Genomic DNA, 17545 nt, shown 5'->3' on the forward strand with positions numbered 1-17545 from the left:
CACTATTCCTCCGTATCTCTCCAGTAGCGTCTTGCACTGCATAGCTCGCGGCCGTAAATGGTTCCATTCAATTTGATGATTTCAATGGTTTTTCCGGTTTTAGGGGAATGAATCATTTTTCCATCTCCATAGTAAATACCTACGTGATGTATGCTGCCTTGACCTTCATCATGGGCAAAAAACAATAAATCACCTGGCTCAATTTCTTCTAGATTTACTTCTATACCTGATAGTGCCTGGTCTGTGGCATCGCGTGGTATTTCATAGCCGTTCGCTTTATGCATATTGTAGGCAAATCCTGAACAGTCGTAGCCGTAAGAACTCATTCCGCCCCAAAAGTAGGGTAAATCGACGAACTTCTCACCTTCTTTTAGAATAGCGGCTCCGTCGCCTTTTGGGATATGTTCTTTAGAGGGATAAAGTGAAACATCTAGTTCTAACACATATCCAGTACCATGAGGAGTCCGTACTTTGATGAATTGGCCCTCCTCTGCGAGGGCGGGTAGCGACGTTAAATAGCTGATATCAAACATCGGCTCGCCTTGGTCGTCTAATAAAAGAGTCGTGTTTTTATTAACAACCGCGACCCCCTGACCAATCCATTGATGCTCAGGAACTTCCTTCAGCTGATTAATTGGAACGTATCCAGGATAACCGCGGTCATCCTTTTTGGACGGTTGAGTAGGGATGACGACGCTTGCCCATTTTCCTTCAACGTAATCTACAATTACCTCTTCGCCGTAAAGAAGCTGGGATTGTATTAAATTATTATCGCTTAAAGCTAAACTTGATTCGTATGTTAGACTGTCGAGCCAATCTTTAATTTTTGTGGGGTTAGAAATGCCCGGCAAATCAATAGAACGTGGAGCTTCATGTGAAGTCCATACGGTAGCGACCGGAACCTGGACTACCCATGTTGTTCTTGTTGCTTCTGCTTGAGTCATGATTGATTTCCTCCTTCTTAATGTTACGAAAGCATATGTTCTATATCAATCCCTATAATCCCTAAGCCCGGTTCACTACCAAAAGTCATATTACGTCCATTATATTGAACGCCTCCATGTAACGGGTCTTTCGAAAGCATGAGAGGCGCGTCGAAGTCAAATCTCGTAATATTTTTTTGACTGGCTGCAAAATGAGCGGCCGCAGTTATTCCAAGCTTTGTTTCTATCATACTTCCTACCATGCATGGTATTCCGTATGCTTCTGCAAGCTGATTAATTTTCAAAGCTTGATGAATACCGCCCGCCTTCATCAGCTTGATATTGATCAGGTCTGCGCTCTTAGTCTCTAACACTTTCTTTGCGTCTTGTGGAGTAAAAACACTTTCATCAGCCATAATTGGTGTAGACGTATGATCAGTAACTTGTTTTAAGGCATCGATGTCATAAGCTGCGACCGGCTGCTCAACGAGTTCAATATTCAATTCCATCTGTTCCATTTTCCGAATAGCATGAACAGCTTCTTTAGCTGTCCACCCCTGATTGGCATCCAGGCGGATCGTAGGAGCAGGTCCTATTTTCTCTCGTATGGCAGTAATTCGCTGAATGTCTTTTTCGATGTCATCTTTTCCTACCTTAATCTTCAAAACATTGAAACCGTTCTTGATGTATTGCTCAGCGTCAATAGCCATTTGCTCAGGATCATTTACACTGACTGTATAATCGGTTTCCAGCTCATTGCGGTAACCCCCTAAAAATTGAAAGAGGGGGAGGGTGCTTTTTTGAGATAAACAATCGTATAAAGCCATGTCAACAGCTGCTTTTGCACTAGTATTTCCGACTGCTGAACGATGAAGACTTTCAAACAATTTTTCTCTTTCAAATAGTGTCTTCCCCAAAATAGCGGGTTTTAAAATACTTTCCACCATATATTTGATGCTCTCGGCACTTTCCCCAGTGATGACATGAGTAGGAGGAGCTTCTCCCCATCCAACAGTTCCATCTGTACAAGTCACTTTGACGTATAGAGACTCAGCAACGGTGACCGTTCTGAGGGCTGTTTTAAAAGGGGTGTGTAATGGGACGGTGACAGGGTATGTATCAATCGATTGAATCATCATAGTCGTTCATCCTTTCCTGACTTACGAAACTCCTGGCTGAATCACCAACGTTTTTGAGAAACTGGATAATCTGGCTTTCGTCCCTAAAGGGATGGCGAAATGAGGGAGGCAGTGGCCGATTTTGAAGCCCGAAACAACGGGTTTTTCTAAATGTGCCAGGTAATGATGGAGGACTTGCTCCAGGCTCAAAGACTCATTCCGTTTTTTGGGCTGCGAATCTTTGAAATCTCCGATAACGATCCCTGCAGCATCTTCAAGTTTCCCTGATAACTGAAGCTGACTTAAGAAAGAGTCAATGCGGTAAGGTTCTTCTCCGATATCTTCTATAAACAGTAATTTATTTTTCGTGTTCAATTCATAATCAGATCCTATGGAATTGACGAGCAGCGAAAGGTTTCCGCCAACCAATCTACCTTCTGCTTCACCTTCTGAAATGACGTGAAGCGGTGATATGTCCTGTGTGTAGTTTAAGGTTACAGGCTGGAAAAGTTGATGAAACATGGACTTTGAAAAGTCGTCGAAATCATCTTTTCCTATATCAGAACTAAGCATAGGACCGTGAAAGGTGACAAGCCCTGAATTTTGTCGGATCGCTGTATGTAAGTATGTTAGATCACTATATCCCCAGAAAATTTTCGGGTGCTTTTTGATTAACTTGTAATCTATAGAGTCAGCGATTCTTCCTGTTCCATAGCCTCCGCCAGCGCAAATAATCGCATCCACATCGCGATCTGCAAACATCATATGTAAATCGTTTAACCGCTGTTCATCAGTACCTGCTAAATATCCATAAGTACAGGAAACATGGGGAGCTACCTTCACATGTAACCCCAGTTCATTTAAAAAGGGAATCGCTCGCTGTAAGTGATTTAAATCTGGAGGACTTGCGGGTGCTATTACTCCAACAGTCTGCCCTGGTTGTAACCGGTTAGGATATATCATGTTTTGTACTTCCTTTCTTATAAGCAATGGTAAGCTTAGATACTGGTATTTAGAGAGTTATGTAATGGTATGATAGAATTCGAACTTCCGTTACTTGGCAAAGCAAGATAAGTTTCGGCGAACGCCCCTGGAAAGCCAAAGGTATTACCTGCCCTTCTATCGAAAGCAGATGGACCGCCAACTACCATAACTACAGGCAGCTTATAAAAAAGAAGGGGAACCCATACATTTGTATGGGTTCTCTTCTCTAAATGTTTATTCTTTCGTAGCCCACTTCAGTTCTAGATAGCCGACGGGATGTCGGACGATACCATCCACATTGTCTTTTTGTAAGAACACTTGATTGTAGAAATGAATTGGGAAGATCGGCATTTCTTCGAATAAGATTTGTTCAGCTTCGTACATGTGCTGGAAACGCTGTTCTTCATCTGTTTCTTCTTTAGCTTGAGCGATTAAATTGTCGTATTCTTTATTAGACCAACCTGTACGGTTCATAGAAGAGTCAGTCGTGAAGCTCTCTAAAAAGTTGATCGGGTCAGCATAATCAGCCAGAAAAGAGCTGCGGGAGAATTGGTGCTCAAGCGCTTTTTGATCTTCGAGGAAAACATTCCACTCCGTATTTTCTAAACTAACATCTACCCCTAAGTTTTGACTGTACATTTCTTGCATGGACTCAGCGATACTTTTGTTGGTATCATCCGTGTTGTAGGATAGAGTAACTTCTGGAAGTTCATCGTATCCTTCTTCTTCCTTACCTTCCTCCAGCAGTTGTTTTGCTTCTTCAGCGTCGTATTGAACGAGGTCACCGCTTTCTTCTCGGAAGTCATTGCCGTTCGCATCATTGAAACCTGGTGAAACAAATCCTCTTGCAGGCTCTTCACCCATTTTTGTTACATAGTTTACGATATCTTCTTGGTTGATAGCTAATGCGAACGCTTTACGGATTTTTTCATTTTGGAACGGTTCTTCTTCCACATTAAAGCGATAGAACTGGGTGCCTGCTTGATCTTCGATGGTCACTTCATCACTTTCCAGCAACTCTTCTGCTGAATCTGAAGGGATTTCAGAGTTATCAAGGTCTCCGCTATCATATAATTGATACTCTGTGTTTGAATCATCGACCATAGCAAAATGCACTTCTTCTAATTGTACGGTCTCTGCATCCCAGTATTCCTCATTTTTTTCTAACACCATTTCGTTATCATGTTCCCACTCTGTAAGAGAGAACGGACCGTTTCCTACGAAGCTCTCAGCTTCTGTGAACCATTCTTCATCTTCTTCCGCAACCTCTTTATTGATAGGGAAGAAGGCAGGGTTTGATATGATGTTCAAAAAGTAGTTTGTCGGAGCAGTAAGGGTGACGTGCAATTCTTTATCGTCTACAGCCTCAACCATGACATCATCAGCTGATCCCTCTCCGTTGTTGAATTCTTCTCCACCTTCAATGAAATAACCGAGGAAGGCAGCGGCGGAAGCTGTTTCAGGATCCAGAAGCCTTTTCCAAGCAAATTCAAAATCTTCAGCTGAAACATCGTCTCCGTTCGACCACTTGGCATCCTCTCTTATGGTGAACGTATATTCCGTTCCATCTTCAGAAACTTCGATGTTTTCTGCAGTAGCTTCTTCAGGCTCATGCTCCTGACTTAATCGGGTCATGCCTTCCATCAAGTTGTTCAACACGTTCCAGGAAGCAGCATCAAAACCGATGGGAGGATCCAGTGAGGTTGGCTCTGCTCCATTATTCATGCGAAGGACGGATGAATCTTCACTGGTCGATTCCTCTCCATCTTCACCTCCTCCTTCTTCACCGGCATTTTCATCTGCTGTACAAGCTGCAAGAACAACGACTAACAAAATTCCTAGTAATACGGTTAACCACTTTTTCATTTCTTTTACCCCTTCCATTATGTATTGAAGAAATCTTTATAAAGATGAAGCTATATATTTTTTAGCCCTTTCATCCTGGAGCCAGCAGTCAACCGCGTGGGTTTGACTCAACTCTGTTTGAAAGGGATAAATACGGGAACACACTTCCATTGCATTTGGACATCTGGCTGTAAATGGGCACCCATCTGGAGGAGCAAATAAATCTGGAGGAGTACCATCGATAGGTATAAGCTTTTCGCCTTTTTGATCGAGGCGGGGGACTGAATTCAGCAGCCCTTGAGTATAGGGGTGATTAGGATGGTAAAATATTTCCTGGCGCGTACCTGTTTCAATGACTTTTCCTGCATACATGACGGCTATTCTATTCGCCACCTTAGCTACGATACCTAAATCATGAGTGATAAGGATAATGGACACGCCGGTTTCACGCTGGATTTTCTGGAACAATTGCAAAATTTGTGCTTGAATCGTGACATCGAGTGCTGTAGTCGGTTCATCTGCGATCAATAACTCCGGCTCGCAAATCAGAGCCATAGCAATGACGATTCGCTGTCTCATTCCTCCGCTGAATTGGTGAGGGTACTGCTTCATCCTCTCATCAGGATTAGGAATGCCGACGAGATTCAGCATGTCGATCGCATGATGATTCGCTTGCTTTGCGGAAATTTTGCGATGCTGCTTTATTCCCTCAGTCAACTGATCACCGATCGTGAGGGTAGGGTTCAAGGCAGTCATCGGGTCCTGAAAAATCATTGATATATCAACACCTCGGATTTTCCTGACCTCTTTATTGGAAAGCTTCGTCATATCTTTTCCTTTAAAGTGGATGGATCCTTGTTTAATCTTGCCTGGGGGTGAAGGGATGAGCTTCATGATACTGTTAGCTGTTACGCTTTTTCCACAACCTGATTCACCCACGATGGCGAGCGTTTCCCCTCTATACAATTCCAAATTCACTCCGCGGACAGCTTGCACCTCTCCACCGTAAGTAACAAAGGATATGTGGAGGTCTTTTATGTCGAGAATTTTATCCATTCAATTATCTCCTTAATTTAGGGTCTAGTGCGTCTTGAAGTCCATCGCCTAACACATTGAAAGCAAACATAGTAGCTGATATGAAAAATGCAGGGAAGAATAAACGCCACCAATGTCCTGATAATATGGTCCCTAAAGCATCGTTTGCCATCACTCCCCAGCTTGCGAACGGGGATTGTATGCCAAGTCCTAGAAAGCTGAGAAAGGCTTCAGCGAAGATGGCAGTCGGCACAGTAAGTGTCATCTGGACAATGATGGGTCCCATCGTATTAGGAAGCAAGTTTTTACGAATGATTCTCTTTGTTTTGGCTCCGAAAGATTGAGAAGCAAGTACGAATTCATTATGTTTGATTTGAAGCACCTGACCTCTCACTATTCGTGCCATTCCTACCCAGCCAGTTACTGTTAAGGCAATAATGATTGTAAGCAGGCTCGGCCCCAATACGACTAAAAGTAAAATGACGACTAGTAAGTAGGGTAGTCCGTATAAGATTTCGATGATCCGCATCATGACATTATCAGTGCGGCCGCCTTTATAACCCGATATTCCTCCGTATGTAATACCGATAAAGAAGTCTATGAAGGCTGCCATCAATCCGACGAATAAGGAAATGCGGGCTCCATACCAAGTCCGAGTGAAAACATCTCGTCCAAGATCGTCAGTGCCGAACCAGTGAGTCATTGAAGGAGACTGGTTTTGATTAGAAAGTACTTGCTCAGATACAGAATGTGGAGATAAAACCGGGCCGAATATGGCCATTATTCCTAGGAACACCAGAAAGAAAAAGCCGGACATGGCTAATTTGTTCTTCTTCAACCTTCTCCAGGCATCTTGCCAGTAAGAGAGAGAGGGGCGAACTACAAGTTCAGCCTGTTGTTCATCTTTTTCTTTCGGTTTAAACCATTCATCAGGAACCTCGTGGTGGTGAGTCTCTTTTTCTCGAGCGGCAGGAAGCATGGTCATCCACCTCCTTCATCGTGTAATTTGATTCTAGGATCCAGCAGCCCGTAAGCGATGTCCACGAGAAATAACATAAAAACAAGAAATACACTGTAAAATACGGTCGTTCCCATGATTACTGGGTAATCACGCTGATTAATGCTCTCCACGAAATACTTACCCATTCCAGGGATGGCAAAGATTTTTTCGATGACGAATGTGCCTGTGAGAATACCTGCCATCAGCGTTCCTAAAATTGTTACAACCGGCATCAGAGCATTCCTCAGTGCATGCTTGATGATTACTTTAACCGGCGACAACCCTTTTGCACGAGCGGTTTTAATGTAATCCTGGGTCAACGTTTCCAGCATGCTTGAACGGGTGAGACGAGCAATGATTGCCATAGGACCCGTCGCAAGTGCAAGAATGGGAAGAACCATATGAGCAGGAGAGCTCCATGTAGCCGCAGGAAAAATGTCTAGATTTACGGCAAGCTCTTGAATCAGCAGAGTAGCAAGGACGAAGTTAGGAACTGATATCCCAAGGACAGCGACGGTCATGGCGATATAGTCGATCAGACCGTTATGTTTAAGGGCAGCGAATACGCCTAAGGCAATACCCGAGATGACAGCCGTCAGTATCGTCCAAATACCTAACTCTGCTGAAATAGGAAAACCTCTGCTCAATAAGGAATTCACTGTTTCCGTCGGTTGTTTAATGGAAGGACCAAAATCAAATGTCGCAATAGATTTAAGATAAAGAACGTATTGGACAATCAGCGGTTCGTCGAGATTGAAGTGAGCTTCTAAGTTCTGCTGAACAGCTTCGTTTGTCGAGCGCTCTTCATTCAAAGGTGAACCAGGCAGTAAGTTCATGAGAAAAAAAGTAAGAGTGGCGATAATTAAAACAGTGACCACCATTAAAGCGAAACGCTTTAGTATGTATTTTGCCATTCGTTCTCCCCCTAGTTGAATGTGGTGCGCATCGCAAGTTCAGTCATGACAAGCATTGCTTGGTACGCTTCTAAAATATCTTTAGCTTTGAAAGCTACGGTCGTCGAGTTTGGTTCTAGTACAGTTCCAGGCATGAGGCTTGCCCACTCGGCTTGTCCGTAGTTAGCAAACTCTATCCGTAGAGTTGGGGAAGCGGGAGGCGTCAAAGGCTTGGCACTGCTCAGGTTATGTATTGCTTTCTCAGTTTTGCTTTGTAAAAGTACGCCGGCTTTTTTTGGCGTTAAGGTCTTAACAGCGGATCTGGAAATTGATTCTTTCACTACCGCAGTCACTATGTTTGGAATGAGTTGTTCAGCCTCATCGGCCACTCGGTCATCTCCTGCTACCATTAGAATAGGAACTTCGTAGTAACCAGCGAGATAAGCATTCAAACCCAGCTCTCCAACCGCCACATCATCTATGTAAAAGTTCCGTACGCCGAAGGTCATCGAATGAGACATAACCCCGGGCTGAGCGGCCCGGGCATGATAACCGAGAAAAATTGCCCCGTCCCAGGAGGAGTCAAGTCCCTGCATCATCGAAAATGGTTTAACATCCCCCGTAATTAGCTGAGCGTCAGGATAAAGATCCTCAACGAGCAAATTGTTCATTTTTGAATGACTATCATTTACAAGTATTTCACTTGCTTGATTAGAGATGGCTGATTCGATGACATAGTTGACTTCATCGGTCATCAACTTTCGTCCTCGCGCGTAATTATGTTTAGAAGAGTCGACATAAGAGGCGTCAGGCAATCCCGTAATCCCCTCCATATCGACCGATATGTAAAGCTTCATCTACTGTCCTCCTTTGATTTGTATGTAAAATTAGTAATTTTCTAATAATTTTATCAACATTTTACAAAAAAGGCAATAAAATTTGAGATGATATTACATGAAAACACTTTCAATATTAAAAAATATTTTCAGAGTATATTCATTCCTGATCCCCGAGGACCACCATTTGTTCTATGAAGAAACCTATCTTCAAGATAAGGAAGCTGACGAAAAGCTAGTAAAGAGATGTAACAGAGCGACTTTATTAATTGTACTCGTTTTAGAAAGATAGAATTGGGGAATAGAATTTTAGTCAAAAGCTTAAGCTAGAAGTATAGGAGCTCTAGCTTGTTGAATAGGTGAGGAGGCCTGAATGTGCTATTTTCAGGGACAAGAACTTCGGACCTCTCAAAGACTTCTATTTTCATCATTGTGTTTGGCCTTCTAATCTTAGGCGGCGGAGCTTATGGTTTTACAGAAATCGGGGAAGAGGTTTTAGAACAAGAAAAGTTCGCAGTTGATGCCGCAGCAGTTGATATAGTTGGAAATGCTGACGGGACTTGGATCGACACGGCCATGGGCTGGGTAACGGAAGCAGGATCCGTTACTGTGATTACGATATTATCTGTCATCATGATCATAAGTTTATTATTTTTCATTCCTTATAGTAAATGGGTTGCCGTTTACTTAGCGGTAAGTATGATTGGAATCAGCCTCTTGACGTCTGGGTTAAAAAGTCTTTTCGGCAGGGACCGTCCTGAGCTGCTCGATCAATATGATGGAACAGGATACAGCTTTCCGAGTGGACATACAACGGGTTCTACTGTGTTTTACGGTTTTATGATTTATTTGATAGTTGTTAGTCCTTTAAGCAAACCAGTTAAGTGGCTGGTCAATATTTTGTTATTCCTAATGATTTTAGCCGTTTCACTGAGCCGGGTATTCTTGAATGTCCATTATTTGACGGACATCCTCGGAGGACTGGCGTTAGGTTTCTCGTGGCTGCTTGTATGTATTGCGGCTTTAGAGATTATGCTTTGGAGAGGACGCAGGAAAAAACTAACTTGATAAGGTGTAAAGGAGAGGAAACAAATGCTTTATATTGTAGCAATATTTTTACCACCGATTGCCGTGTTATTTACGGGACAATTCACGAAAGCGCTGCTTAATTTACTGCTTACTATGATCTTTTTCGTACCAGGAGCTATACATGCAGCAGTGGTTGTAAAAGACCACTATGACAAACAGAAAGCTCATTAGGCCACAGCCTAATGAGCTTTTTTTGTCTATACTCCTCTTTTATTTCCCCACAAAAGGGCATGGACTTGTGGGAGAACTCTTACGTGGTTGAGGGCAGTCGATTCCATAACCTTATCGATCAGCCATTCATACTTAGAAAGGAGGTCAGAAGCCAGACGTTCAGGCTCCACTTCTTCTAAATCATCATTCCCAACCTGCAAGAAAAAAGGAACTTCAGGATATCGCGAATGGACGTATTCCGCATATTGAAGGTCTTCATCATTAAATATGACGACTTTGAGACTCGTATGGGCAAGACGACCATTTTTTTTCTGCTTTATTATAATATCGTCTAGAATTTCCCAGTTTGTCCGCATTTTTGAACTGGGCGGCTTAGGTGAAATCGTTAAATCATCGATATCTGTAAACCACTCCTGCCAACGGCTTCCTTGAGTTTCAAGTGCTATTTCAATGTTCTGCTCATGAAGAAGATCAATCAATTCATGAAGGGGCTTTAACAAAGCAGGATTCCCGCCAGAAATTGTCACGTGGTCAAATTTTTGACCGCCTGCTTCACTAAGTTCATTCATGATTTCTTCAGCAGTCATTCTGCGGACTTCTTCTTTAGCGCTCCCGTCCCATGTAAAAGCGGAATCACACCAGGAGCAGCTGTAGTCGCAGCCGGCAGTTCTGACAAACATCGTTTTTCTACCAACTACCATTCCTTCTCCTTGAATAGTAGGCCCGAATATTTCGAGAACAGGAAATTTATTCATTTTCCATCCACTCCCGTCTTACTTCGGCATAACTCGTAGGTGTTTCGTAAAGCTTAACGAATTCCACGCGATAATCATCACGCTCTTCTAGTAAAGCTTCCTGCATTTTTTCATAAATCCATACGACCATATTTTCTGCCGTTGTATTCATATGCGGCAAAGTATCATTAAGATAACGATGATCGAGGTGAATCTCTATTTGATCTTTCCAAATGCGCTTTACGTCTCCAAAATCAATGACAAGTCCGATTTCATCGGTATAACCGCTGATTCCGAAAATCACTTTATAGGTATGACCGTGCAGATTTTTACATTTCCCCTCATAACAATGGAGGTGGTGGGCGGCATCGAACGTAAACTCTTTGCTGATCAGTACACGTTTATTATGGTACTTCAGTTCGTGTTTTTGGATGTCTTCATTTATTTTTTGAAGGTTTTCTACGATTGTAAAGCCGAACATCATGAATTCACCCCGGCTTTTTGCTCAATATACGCTTCCAGGCCGTTTCGACGGAGTGTACAAGCTGGGCATTCACCGCAGCCATCTCCGCGCACCCCGTTATAGCATGTAAGCGTCTTTTCACGTACATATTCAAAAGCGTTTAACTGATCAGCTAATTCCCAAGTTTGTGCTTTGTCAAGCCACATTAACGGTGTATGAACGACAAATTGATCATCCATAGATAAATTCAAAGTTACATTCATCGATTTTATAAAAATATCACGGCAGTCTGGATAGCCGCTGAAATCGGTTTCGCATACGCCTGTAATGACGTGTTTAGCACCTACTTGTTTTGCGAGAATTGTGGCAAAAGATAAAAATAGAAGGTTTCTTCCTGGTACGAAAGTAGAAGGAAGTCCGCCATCTTCTCCCTCTTTCACTTCGATATCTTCTCGTGTCAAAGCGTTAGGTGCTAATTGACTGAGAAGTGACATATCAAGCACATGGTGCTTAACTTTCAATTCGTCTGCAATTTCTTTTGCAACTAGTATTTCCTGATTGTGACGCTGATTATAATCAAAAGTGACAGCCTCGACCTCATCATAATGTTCAAGAGCCCAGAAGAGACATGTGGTACTGTCCTGACCTCCGCTGAAAACGACAACTGCTTTATTTTTTTCCATAAAAAAATTCCCCTTTCAAAGTTGAAAAAGAGAATCCCAGTAACCCAAAAAACATAATAAACCGTACCTTATAAAGGTGCAGTCCCATTCTTAGTTTTTTATAGAGGGTGTAGCTAGAACCTCTCCTGCTGAATGGCAGACTTTATAAAATTGAACAAAATATATTATAACATACTATTTATGAATATCTGAAAAAATCCGGTTTCTAAAATGTTCTTTACTCACATATATAAGTCTGTGGTCTTAGAAAAGTTAGGTCCAGGGAGCACTTACATTTTCAAGAAAAGGAGGTAAGATAAAAGTGTGTTTAAGTATTATTTTTCCAGATTGTTGTTCATCTTAATGGTTATAGTAATCGCGTTAACGAAAAAAATAGCTGATTAAACAAACTTTTTGAATTAGGGAGGGTTATGGATGAATGCTTTGAGATTTATTTTGAGTAGGAAAATTCTCGTGGGTTTAATGGTGGTTTTGATCATTTTACTAGGAAGTTATGCATTGTTGAAGCTGGATCAGGAGTTAATGCCTGAAGTTACAATGGACGGAGCCTACATAGAAATTTACGCAGGCGATACCGCGGCTATAGAAGTGGAAAGGTCAATTACAACTCCGCTAGAACAGCAAATGGAGGGGCTTGAAGGAGTAGAAGATATCAGTTCCACAACAACGATGGGGAGAAGCTCATTTCAATTGACTTTTGATGAGGGGGAAGGAGATCCAGCTTATAAAGAAGTTGAATCTCTAGTGAATGCGACAGCTTCAGAGAATCGGATTATTGATACTGTAGAATCAGGTCAGTACTCGACTTCTCAAGGTTACGAGTTTTATATGGATGTATCTGGAGGCGAGGCAGATGAAATGAGTTCATTTGCTGAAGACGTTCTTGAGCCAAGGTTAGAGAGTCTGCCGGAAGTTCGAGACGTTTCCGTGTCAGGCCAGCTTGAGAATGAAGTGGTAGTAGAATTCGATCGTGAGGAGCTGACAGATCATGGACTGGACATTACTCAGGTCGTCCGTTCGATAGAAAGTGCTAATACAGAATCGACAATTGGTGAACTGAGCGGGGAGAACGAACCCTCATCTCTTCGTTGGCCAGCTCAGCTTGAAAATGTAGAAGACGTAGAAAATATTGAAATACAAACAGAAGAAGAATTGATAAGCTTAAATGAACTGGCTGACGTTTCTTTACAACCTAAAGATAATTCTTCAATGGTATGGAAAAACGGGTCCAGTGATTTCTTATTTGTAGAAATAGGCCGAGTGTCGGAAGCTACACAGATTGAGATGGCTGAAGCCGTCCGGGCAGAAGTAGAGAATATAAGATCTGAAGGACTTGTCAAAGGATTTGAATTGAATGAAATGGTGGCTCAAGCTGACTACGTAGAAGAATCATTGGATGGAGTGACAATGAATATTCTGATAGGTGGCGCTCTGGCCATTATCATTCTGCTTCTTTTTTTACGAAATGTTAGAGCAACTTTAATTATCGGCTTGGCTATCCCTACTTCGATCTTGCTTACATTTACATCGATGTGGCTGCTTGATTACAGCTTTAATATATTGACGCTCATCGGTTTAGGACTTGGTATTGGTATGATGGTGGATTCAGCTATCGTTATATTAGAATCCATTTATCGTAAGAAAGAATCTGGTTTGGCTAATATAACAGCAGTTATAGAAGGCACAAAGGAGGTCGCTTCCGCAGTCATTGCCTCCATGTTAACGACCATCGTGGTGTTTCTTCCTATTGGACTGCTAGGTGGAGAGACAGGACAGTTCATGATCATGCTGTCCGTAGTAGTCGCGATTACTTTGATAAGTTCTGTCATCATATCTTTTACTGTTATCCCAAGCCTCTCAGAGAAATTTTTAAAGGTGCGCACAACAAAAGCTTCCTCTGTAGATGGACCTATTCTCAGAAAGTATGGAAGGTTAATTTCCTGGACGGTGAAGAAGAAACGACATAGCTTTGCGGTGCTCTTCATGTTTGCTTTGATGTTCGCGAGTTCTTTATTACTCGTAACGAAAGTGCCAATGACTATTATGCCCGACGTGTTCAATCGATACTCTGAACTAATGGTGGATTTGGATACAGGTTTGACAAATGATGACAGGCAGGATATTGCCCAGGAAATGAATAATACTCTTTCTGATATCCAGGATGTAGAGTCTAATTATGTCATTGATATGGGTGGAATGTTTTACACGATGATCAACATGACAAAAGACGAAGAAGTGACCCGTGAACAGGAAGAAATTAATGAAGATATATTAAAATCTTTAAGGGAATTGGAGAACGAACAACCCATTCGCTCAGTAGACAGTGTAATGTCAGGCGGTGGGGGAGGTTCTCCGGTTCAAGTGAACATAGAGGGAGAAGATTTCGATATACTTCAAACGACTTCTGAGAAATTTATGAACGATCTTGAAAATATTGATGGTATTGTAGGAGTTTCAAGCTCAAATGAACGTACATCTATTGAACGACAAATCATTTTAAAAGAAGATAATATGAAAGATGCCGGACTAACTGAGAGTCAAGTAAGGCAAACCATAGACCAGGCATTTATGGAAATGCCTGTCGGAGAAATGAATATCAATGAAGAAGAGGTGCCTTTGCTTGTTAAATGGGAGGAAAGTACAGCGTCAAAATCAGAAGTGCTCGATCTTGAAATAATGACTGTAGATGGTAAAGAACAGCTTTCTGAATTTATTGATTTTGAAGCAGTGGAATCTCCAAATGAGATTTCTCACACGGACGGAGAACGATTTGTTTCAGTTACAGCTGATATCGAAGAAAAAGACTTAGGAACAGTAAACCGTGAAGTTCAAAGCGTAATTGATGAGTTTGAATCTCCAGCAGGATATACGGTTTCCGTAGCTGGGGACCTTGAGCAGCAGCAAGAGCTCATACAGGAAATGGTGATCATCCTTGGCATTGCCATATTTCTCGTTTACTTGGTGATGGCTGTACAGTTTAATCACTTAGCCCATCCTTTAATTGTAATGTCAGTCATCCCTATGACAATAGTAGGCGTCATCTTAGGGCTTTTCATTACTCAGCGAGAACTGAGCGTCATGTCAGGAATGGGTGTCATTATGCTTATAGGAATTGTGCTTAACAATGCCATCCTTTACATTGACCGGACGAATCAGCTTAGAAACCAGGGAGCAGGAGTGGAAGAAGCACTTGTAGAGGCCGGGAAAAACCGTATTCGTCCGATCTTCATGACGAGTTTAACAACTATAGGAGGAATGCTTCCATTAGCCCTAGCTACCGGATCTTCAGGGAATTATCAAGCACCTATGGCTACTGTAATTATTTCAGGTTTACTGTTTGCTACAATCATTACGTTATGGCTTATTCCTGCTGTTTACCGATTATTTTCTAATGTGAATTTACGTTTTTTGAAATCAAAAAAGAGGCGGAAAAAAGATGATGGGCAAATAGAGGAAGCGGAGTCTGCTAGTTAATTAGAGAAGTATAAGTCTCAGTTGGGACTTATACTTCCTTTAAATTATCGTTTCAGAAAGTGAGAGCAGCAGTATGAGTGGAAGAGTGAGTTTCTGACAGGACTCTAACGCTGGAATAGAACCTCTAAATGCTCCAGTAAGAGGCTGACATATCTAGTATAAAAGAGAATAGGAAGGATTGACGGATGAGGTCTTAATTTGTATAATTAATTTACAGAATAGTTTGAAAATTAAATGAAGGAGGAATGGGCACTGTGGTGGAAGGACCTAGAAAAACAATGCCTCCAAGTCCTGGAATGAAGAAATCGTCCACTGGTTTAGACGAGAACGTTGGTGGTCTTCTTGCTTATATTTTGGGGTTCATCACAGGAATTATTTTTTTGGTCATCGAAAAGGAAAACGAAAAGATTCGGTTTCACGCCATGCAGTCCACGATTACCTTTGGGGCCGTTTTTGTTATAAGTCTAATAGTTAACTTCATTCCAATTATTGGTATTTTAATCAGCATGATCCTTGCTCCTCTTTCTATTGTTTTATGGATTATTTTGATGGTGAAAGCTTATCAAGGAGAACGTTATCAATTACCTATAGCAGGGAAAATGGCGGAAGATCAATTAAGAAAAATGTCAGATAAGGTATGAGTGCGGGTGCCATCCGCACTTTTTTTATGGAAAATTATATAAAAACATAAGAAAAATGTTTTATATTGTAAAAAGTAGGATAGTAGTAAAAGAGCAAGGCAAGAAGCAGTCATTTACGTCAATCTATCAGCTCTGATATACATAAAATACGTAGAGTCATTTACTTGTACCTTGCAAAAAAATGTCAAGGAGTGTTTGGATGTTCAAAAAAGTAGTCCCCTTCTCTTTAGCCGTTTTGTTCGCAGCCGCTGCACCGCTTCAGGTTTCTGCAGAAGATCCGAGTCCTGCAGAAGTTCTGAAAAAATCGAATGAAGCCATGTTGGAGCTTGATAGTTACTCCAGCGTGACAAAAATGGAGCAAACGATGACGGTGGCGGGAGAAGAAGTTATGTTTATGACAGAAGCAGATCAGGATATCACCCTGGATCCGTTTGCGATGCATCAAACTTCCACTACTTCAGGAATGGGTGAGGAAGATGTAACGTTGGAATCCTATTGGACAGAGGATGGTTTCTTCCAGGAAGATCCGGAGCAAGGGTGGATCAAAATGCCGGAGGAACTTTCAGAAAGTATGGATGAAATGGTAGGAATGGCCATGGCTGGGGATCAAGTAGCTCAAGCAGAAGAATTGGCTGAGGATATGAGTGTAGAAGATAAAGAGGATAGCTATCTATTAACCTTCGATGGCGACGGAGAAGATCTAATGGAGGCATCCATGGGAATGATGGATTCTAACATGTCTGGTGAACAAGGTTCCATGATGGAAGAGATGATGAACCAAATCACTATCAATGAAGTCAGCTATGAAATGACCATAGACAAAGAGACCCACTACATGACACATCTTATGATGGACATGGATATGGACATGGAAATGGAAGGAGAAAGCTCAAGCACTACTCAGTCTATTGATATGACAATTGACAACTTTAATGGCGTGGACACCATTACTGTACCTGAGGACGTTTTGAATGGAGCTACTCCTTTAGAAGATAATATGATGGGAGAAGAAATACCTGAAGAAGAAATGTCAGAAGAAGGCGGAGAGCTTCCTGATACAGCCACCAACCAGCCGATGATTATTTTGGCGGGACTGTCTTTAGCTGGGCTCGGCGGATTTCTAGTCTTCAGACGTCGTCCACAGCACCAATAATTTGTTCAATAAAAGAATCTCATGTAAAGTTAAGCAGCTTCGTTTCTGTGGAGAGCTTGTGAAATAACTTATTAAATAGCAGACCAATCACCTATGATTTGGTCTGCTATTTGCTATGTTGATTTTTATAGACTAAGTAGTGCAGCGTTCTTAAACAAACTGGCAGGATACTTTAAGACTCAGTTTCGAGATAACCAGGGTTCGTGGCTGTAATGAGAGTCTGGTGTGGTTGGGAAGCTACTCGCTTTCCTGTGGGGTATCTGCTGTTCCGTCATCATGATAAGTGCAAGGTGGTTTTAGGAATGGATTCGCTTTCCGTGGGAGTGCGGTGAGCTTCCTCAGGCTGGCGCCTTCCGGGATCTCACCATTCACTCTCATCCCACAGGAGATTCCTGTGGGATTAATTTTGTACCTCTTGAATAAAAAGAAGCCCTCCCGTAAGATGCATTTGTACAACCAAATACAAACATCAAAAGGAGGACTTCCCTTTGAATCATAAGCGG

At 42.0% G+C, this 17545-nt stretch carries 17 protein-coding genes and 1 riboswitch; of the genes, 5 read left to right on the forward strand and 12 right to left on the reverse strand.

Annotated elements, in window-relative coordinates; all coding sequences use genetic code 11:
* Nucleotides 1-2: 2 nt before the first annotated feature.
* From LF817_RS02840 to LF817_RS02875, 8 genes are all read right to left on the reverse strand, one after another.
* Entirely contained in the window at nucleotides 3-944 is a 942-nt protein-coding gene (locus tag LF817_RS02840) for a C40 family peptidase (RefSeq protein ID WP_253934242.1), read from the reverse strand.
* Between the two features lie 23 nt (nucleotides 945-967).
* Nucleotides 968-2062 carry a dipeptide epimerase gene (locus LF817_RS02845; protein ID WP_253934243.1) on the reverse strand — a complete coding sequence of 365 codons (1095 nt, stop codon included), beginning with the start codon at nucleotides 2060-2062 and terminating at the stop codon, nucleotides 968-970.
* A gap of 21 nt (nucleotides 2063-2083) precedes the next feature.
* Nucleotides 2084-3004 carry a S66 peptidase family protein gene (locus tag LF817_RS02850; protein WP_253934244.1) on the reverse strand — a complete coding sequence of 307 codons (921 nt, stop codon included), beginning with the start codon at nucleotides 3002-3004 and terminating at the stop codon, nucleotides 2084-2086.
* A 255-nt stretch (nucleotides 3005-3259) separates the two neighbouring features.
* On the reverse strand, nucleotides 3260-4891 hold the full coding sequence (locus tag LF817_RS02855) for a peptide ABC transporter substrate-binding protein (protein ID WP_253934245.1): 1632 nt from the start codon (nucleotides 4889-4891) through the stop codon (nucleotides 3260-3262).
* Nucleotides 4892-4927: 36 nt separating this feature from the next.
* Nucleotides 4928-5926: an ABC transporter ATP-binding protein gene (locus LF817_RS02860; protein ID WP_253934246.1), complete on the reverse strand. Its 999-nt coding sequence runs from the start codon at nucleotides 5924-5926 to the stop codon at nucleotides 4928-4930.
* Between the two features lie 4 nt (nucleotides 5927-5930).
* Nucleotides 5931-6884 carry an ABC transporter permease gene (locus LF817_RS02865; protein ID WP_253934247.1) on the reverse strand — a complete coding sequence of 318 codons (954 nt, stop codon included), beginning with the start codon at nucleotides 6882-6884 and terminating at the stop codon, nucleotides 5931-5933.
* A 2-nt stretch (nucleotides 6885-6886) separates the two neighbouring features.
* A complete protein-coding gene (locus LF817_RS02870; RefSeq protein WP_253934248.1) occupies nucleotides 6887-7819 on the reverse strand; it encodes an ABC transporter permease in 933 nt (310 codons plus the stop codon).
* Nucleotides 7820-7830: 11 nt separating this feature from the next.
* Entirely contained in the window at nucleotides 7831-8655 is an 825-nt protein-coding gene (locus LF817_RS02875; RefSeq protein WP_253934249.1) for a M55 family metallopeptidase, read from the reverse strand.
* A 354-nt stretch (nucleotides 8656-9009) separates the two neighbouring features.
* Between LF817_RS02875 and LF817_RS20345 the strand changes: the two genes are divergently transcribed.
* Nucleotides 9010-9702, forward strand: coding sequence for a phosphatase PAP2 family protein (locus tag LF817_RS20345; protein WP_253934250.1), 693 nt, complete (start codon nucleotides 9010-9012; stop codon nucleotides 9700-9702).
* A gap of 24 nt (nucleotides 9703-9726) precedes the next feature.
* Nucleotides 9727-9894, forward strand: coding sequence for a YqaE/Pmp3 family membrane protein (locus LF817_RS02885; RefSeq protein WP_253934251.1), 168 nt, complete (start codon nucleotides 9727-9729; stop codon nucleotides 9892-9894).
* 26 nt (nucleotides 9895-9920) lie between these two features.
* Here LF817_RS02885 and queE read toward each other — a convergent pair whose 3' ends face one another.
* From queE to queC, 3 genes are read right to left on the reverse strand one after another with little or no spacing between them, the layout of a single operon-like run.
* Nucleotides 9921-10649 carry a 7-carboxy-7-deazaguanine synthase QueE gene (gene queE / locus LF817_RS02890; RefSeq protein WP_253934252.1) on the reverse strand — a complete coding sequence of 243 codons (729 nt, stop codon included), beginning with the start codon at nucleotides 10647-10649 and terminating at the stop codon, nucleotides 9921-9923.
* A complete protein-coding gene (gene queD, locus LF817_RS02895; RefSeq protein ID WP_253934253.1) occupies nucleotides 10642-11109 on the reverse strand; it encodes a 6-carboxytetrahydropterin synthase QueD in 468 nt (155 codons plus the stop codon). Before queD ends, queE begins: the two co-directional genes overlap by 8 nt.
* Complete coding sequence (gene queC, locus LF817_RS02900; RefSeq protein WP_253934254.1) at nucleotides 11109-11774, reverse strand: 7-cyano-7-deazaguanine synthase QueC; 666 nt, start codon at nucleotides 11772-11774, stop codon at nucleotides 11109-11111. Before queC ends, queD begins: the two co-directional genes overlap by 1 nt.
* 84 nt (nucleotides 11775-11858) lie before the next feature.
* Nucleotides 11859-11903, reverse strand: a riboswitch (PreQ1 riboswitch).
* 285 nt (nucleotides 11904-12188) lie between these two features.
* Between queC and LF817_RS02905 the strand changes: the two genes are divergently transcribed.
* The 3 genes from LF817_RS02905 (at nucleotide 12189) to LF817_RS02915 (ending at nucleotide 17042) form a co-directional block, all read left to right on the forward strand.
* Nucleotides 12189-15248 (forward strand): efflux RND transporter permease subunit, encoded by a 3060-nt coding sequence (locus tag LF817_RS02905; RefSeq protein WP_253934255.1) that lies wholly within the window; start codon nucleotides 12189-12191, stop codon nucleotides 15246-15248.
* A 257-nt stretch (nucleotides 15249-15505) separates the two neighbouring features.
* Nucleotides 15506-15889: a DUF4870 domain-containing protein gene (locus LF817_RS02910; protein ID WP_371924986.1), complete on the forward strand. Its 384-nt coding sequence runs from the start codon at nucleotides 15506-15508 to the stop codon at nucleotides 15887-15889.
* Nucleotides 15890-16088: 199 nt separating this feature from the next.
* Nucleotides 16089-17042, forward strand: coding sequence for an LPXTG cell wall anchor domain-containing protein (locus tag LF817_RS02915; protein WP_253934256.1), 954 nt, complete (start codon nucleotides 16089-16091; stop codon nucleotides 17040-17042).
* A gap of 237 nt (nucleotides 17043-17279) precedes the next feature.
* Here LF817_RS02915 and LF817_RS02920 read toward each other — a convergent pair.
* Nucleotides 17280-17545 (reverse strand): hypothetical protein (locus tag LF817_RS02920; protein ID WP_253934257.1); only part of this gene is annotated, 266 nt, incomplete at its 5' end.

The organism is Halobacillus sp. A1, from assembly GCF_024189295.1.
Lineage (GTDB): Bacteria > Bacillota > Bacilli > Bacillales > Halobacillaceae > Halobacillus_A.

Excerpts from the sequence above, each read along its gene's own strand:
- LF817_RS02840 (WP_253934242.1), bottom strand. The coding sequence starts at position 944 with ATGACTCAAGCAGAAGCAACAAGAACAACATGGGTAGTCCAGGTTCCG.
- LF817_RS02845 (WP_253934243.1), bottom strand. The coding sequence starts at position 2,062 with ATGATGATTCAATCGATTGATACATACCCTGTCACCGTCCCATTACAC.
- LF817_RS02865 (WP_253934247.1), bottom strand. The coding sequence starts at position 6,884 with ATGCTTCCTGCCGCTCGAGAAAAAGAGACTCACCACCACGAGGTTCCT.
- LF817_RS02850 (WP_253934244.1), bottom strand. The coding sequence starts at position 3,004 with ATGATATATCCTAACCGGTTACAACCAGGGCAGACTGTTGGAGTAATA.
- LF817_RS02915 (WP_253934256.1), top strand. The coding sequence starts at position 16,089 with ATGTTCAAAAAAGTAGTCCCCTTCTCTTTAGCCGTTTTGTTCGCAGCC.
- queC (WP_253934254.1), bottom strand. The coding sequence starts at position 11,774 with ATGGAAAAAAATAAAGCAGTTGTCGTTTTCAGCGGAGGTCAGGACAGT.
- queE (WP_253934252.1), bottom strand. The coding sequence starts at position 10,649 with ATGAATAAATTTCCTGTTCTCGAAATATTCGGGCCTACTATTCAAGGA.
- LF817_RS02855 (WP_253934245.1), bottom strand. The coding sequence starts at position 4,891 with ATGAAAAAGTGGTTAACCGTATTACTAGGAATTTTGTTAGTCGTTGTT.
- LF817_RS02860 (WP_253934246.1), bottom strand. The coding sequence starts at position 5,926 with ATGGATAAAATTCTCGACATAAAAGACCTCCACATATCCTTTGTTACT.
- LF817_RS02875 (WP_253934249.1), bottom strand. The coding sequence starts at position 8,655 with ATGAAGCTTTACATATCGGTCGATATGGAGGGGATTACGGGATTGCCT.
- queD (WP_253934253.1), bottom strand. The coding sequence starts at position 11,109 with ATGTTCGGCTTTACAATCGTAGAAAACCTTCAAAAAATAAATGAAGAC.
- LF817_RS02885 (WP_253934251.1), top strand. The coding sequence starts at position 9,727 with ATGCTTTATATTGTAGCAATATTTTTACCACCGATTGCCGTGTTATTT.
- LF817_RS02870 (WP_253934248.1), bottom strand. The coding sequence starts at position 7,819 with ATGGCAAAATACATACTAAAGCGTTTCGCTTTAATGGTGGTCACTGTT.
- LF817_RS02905 (WP_253934255.1), top strand. The coding sequence starts at position 12,189 with ATGAATGCTTTGAGATTTATTTTGAGTAGGAAAATTCTCGTGGGTTTA.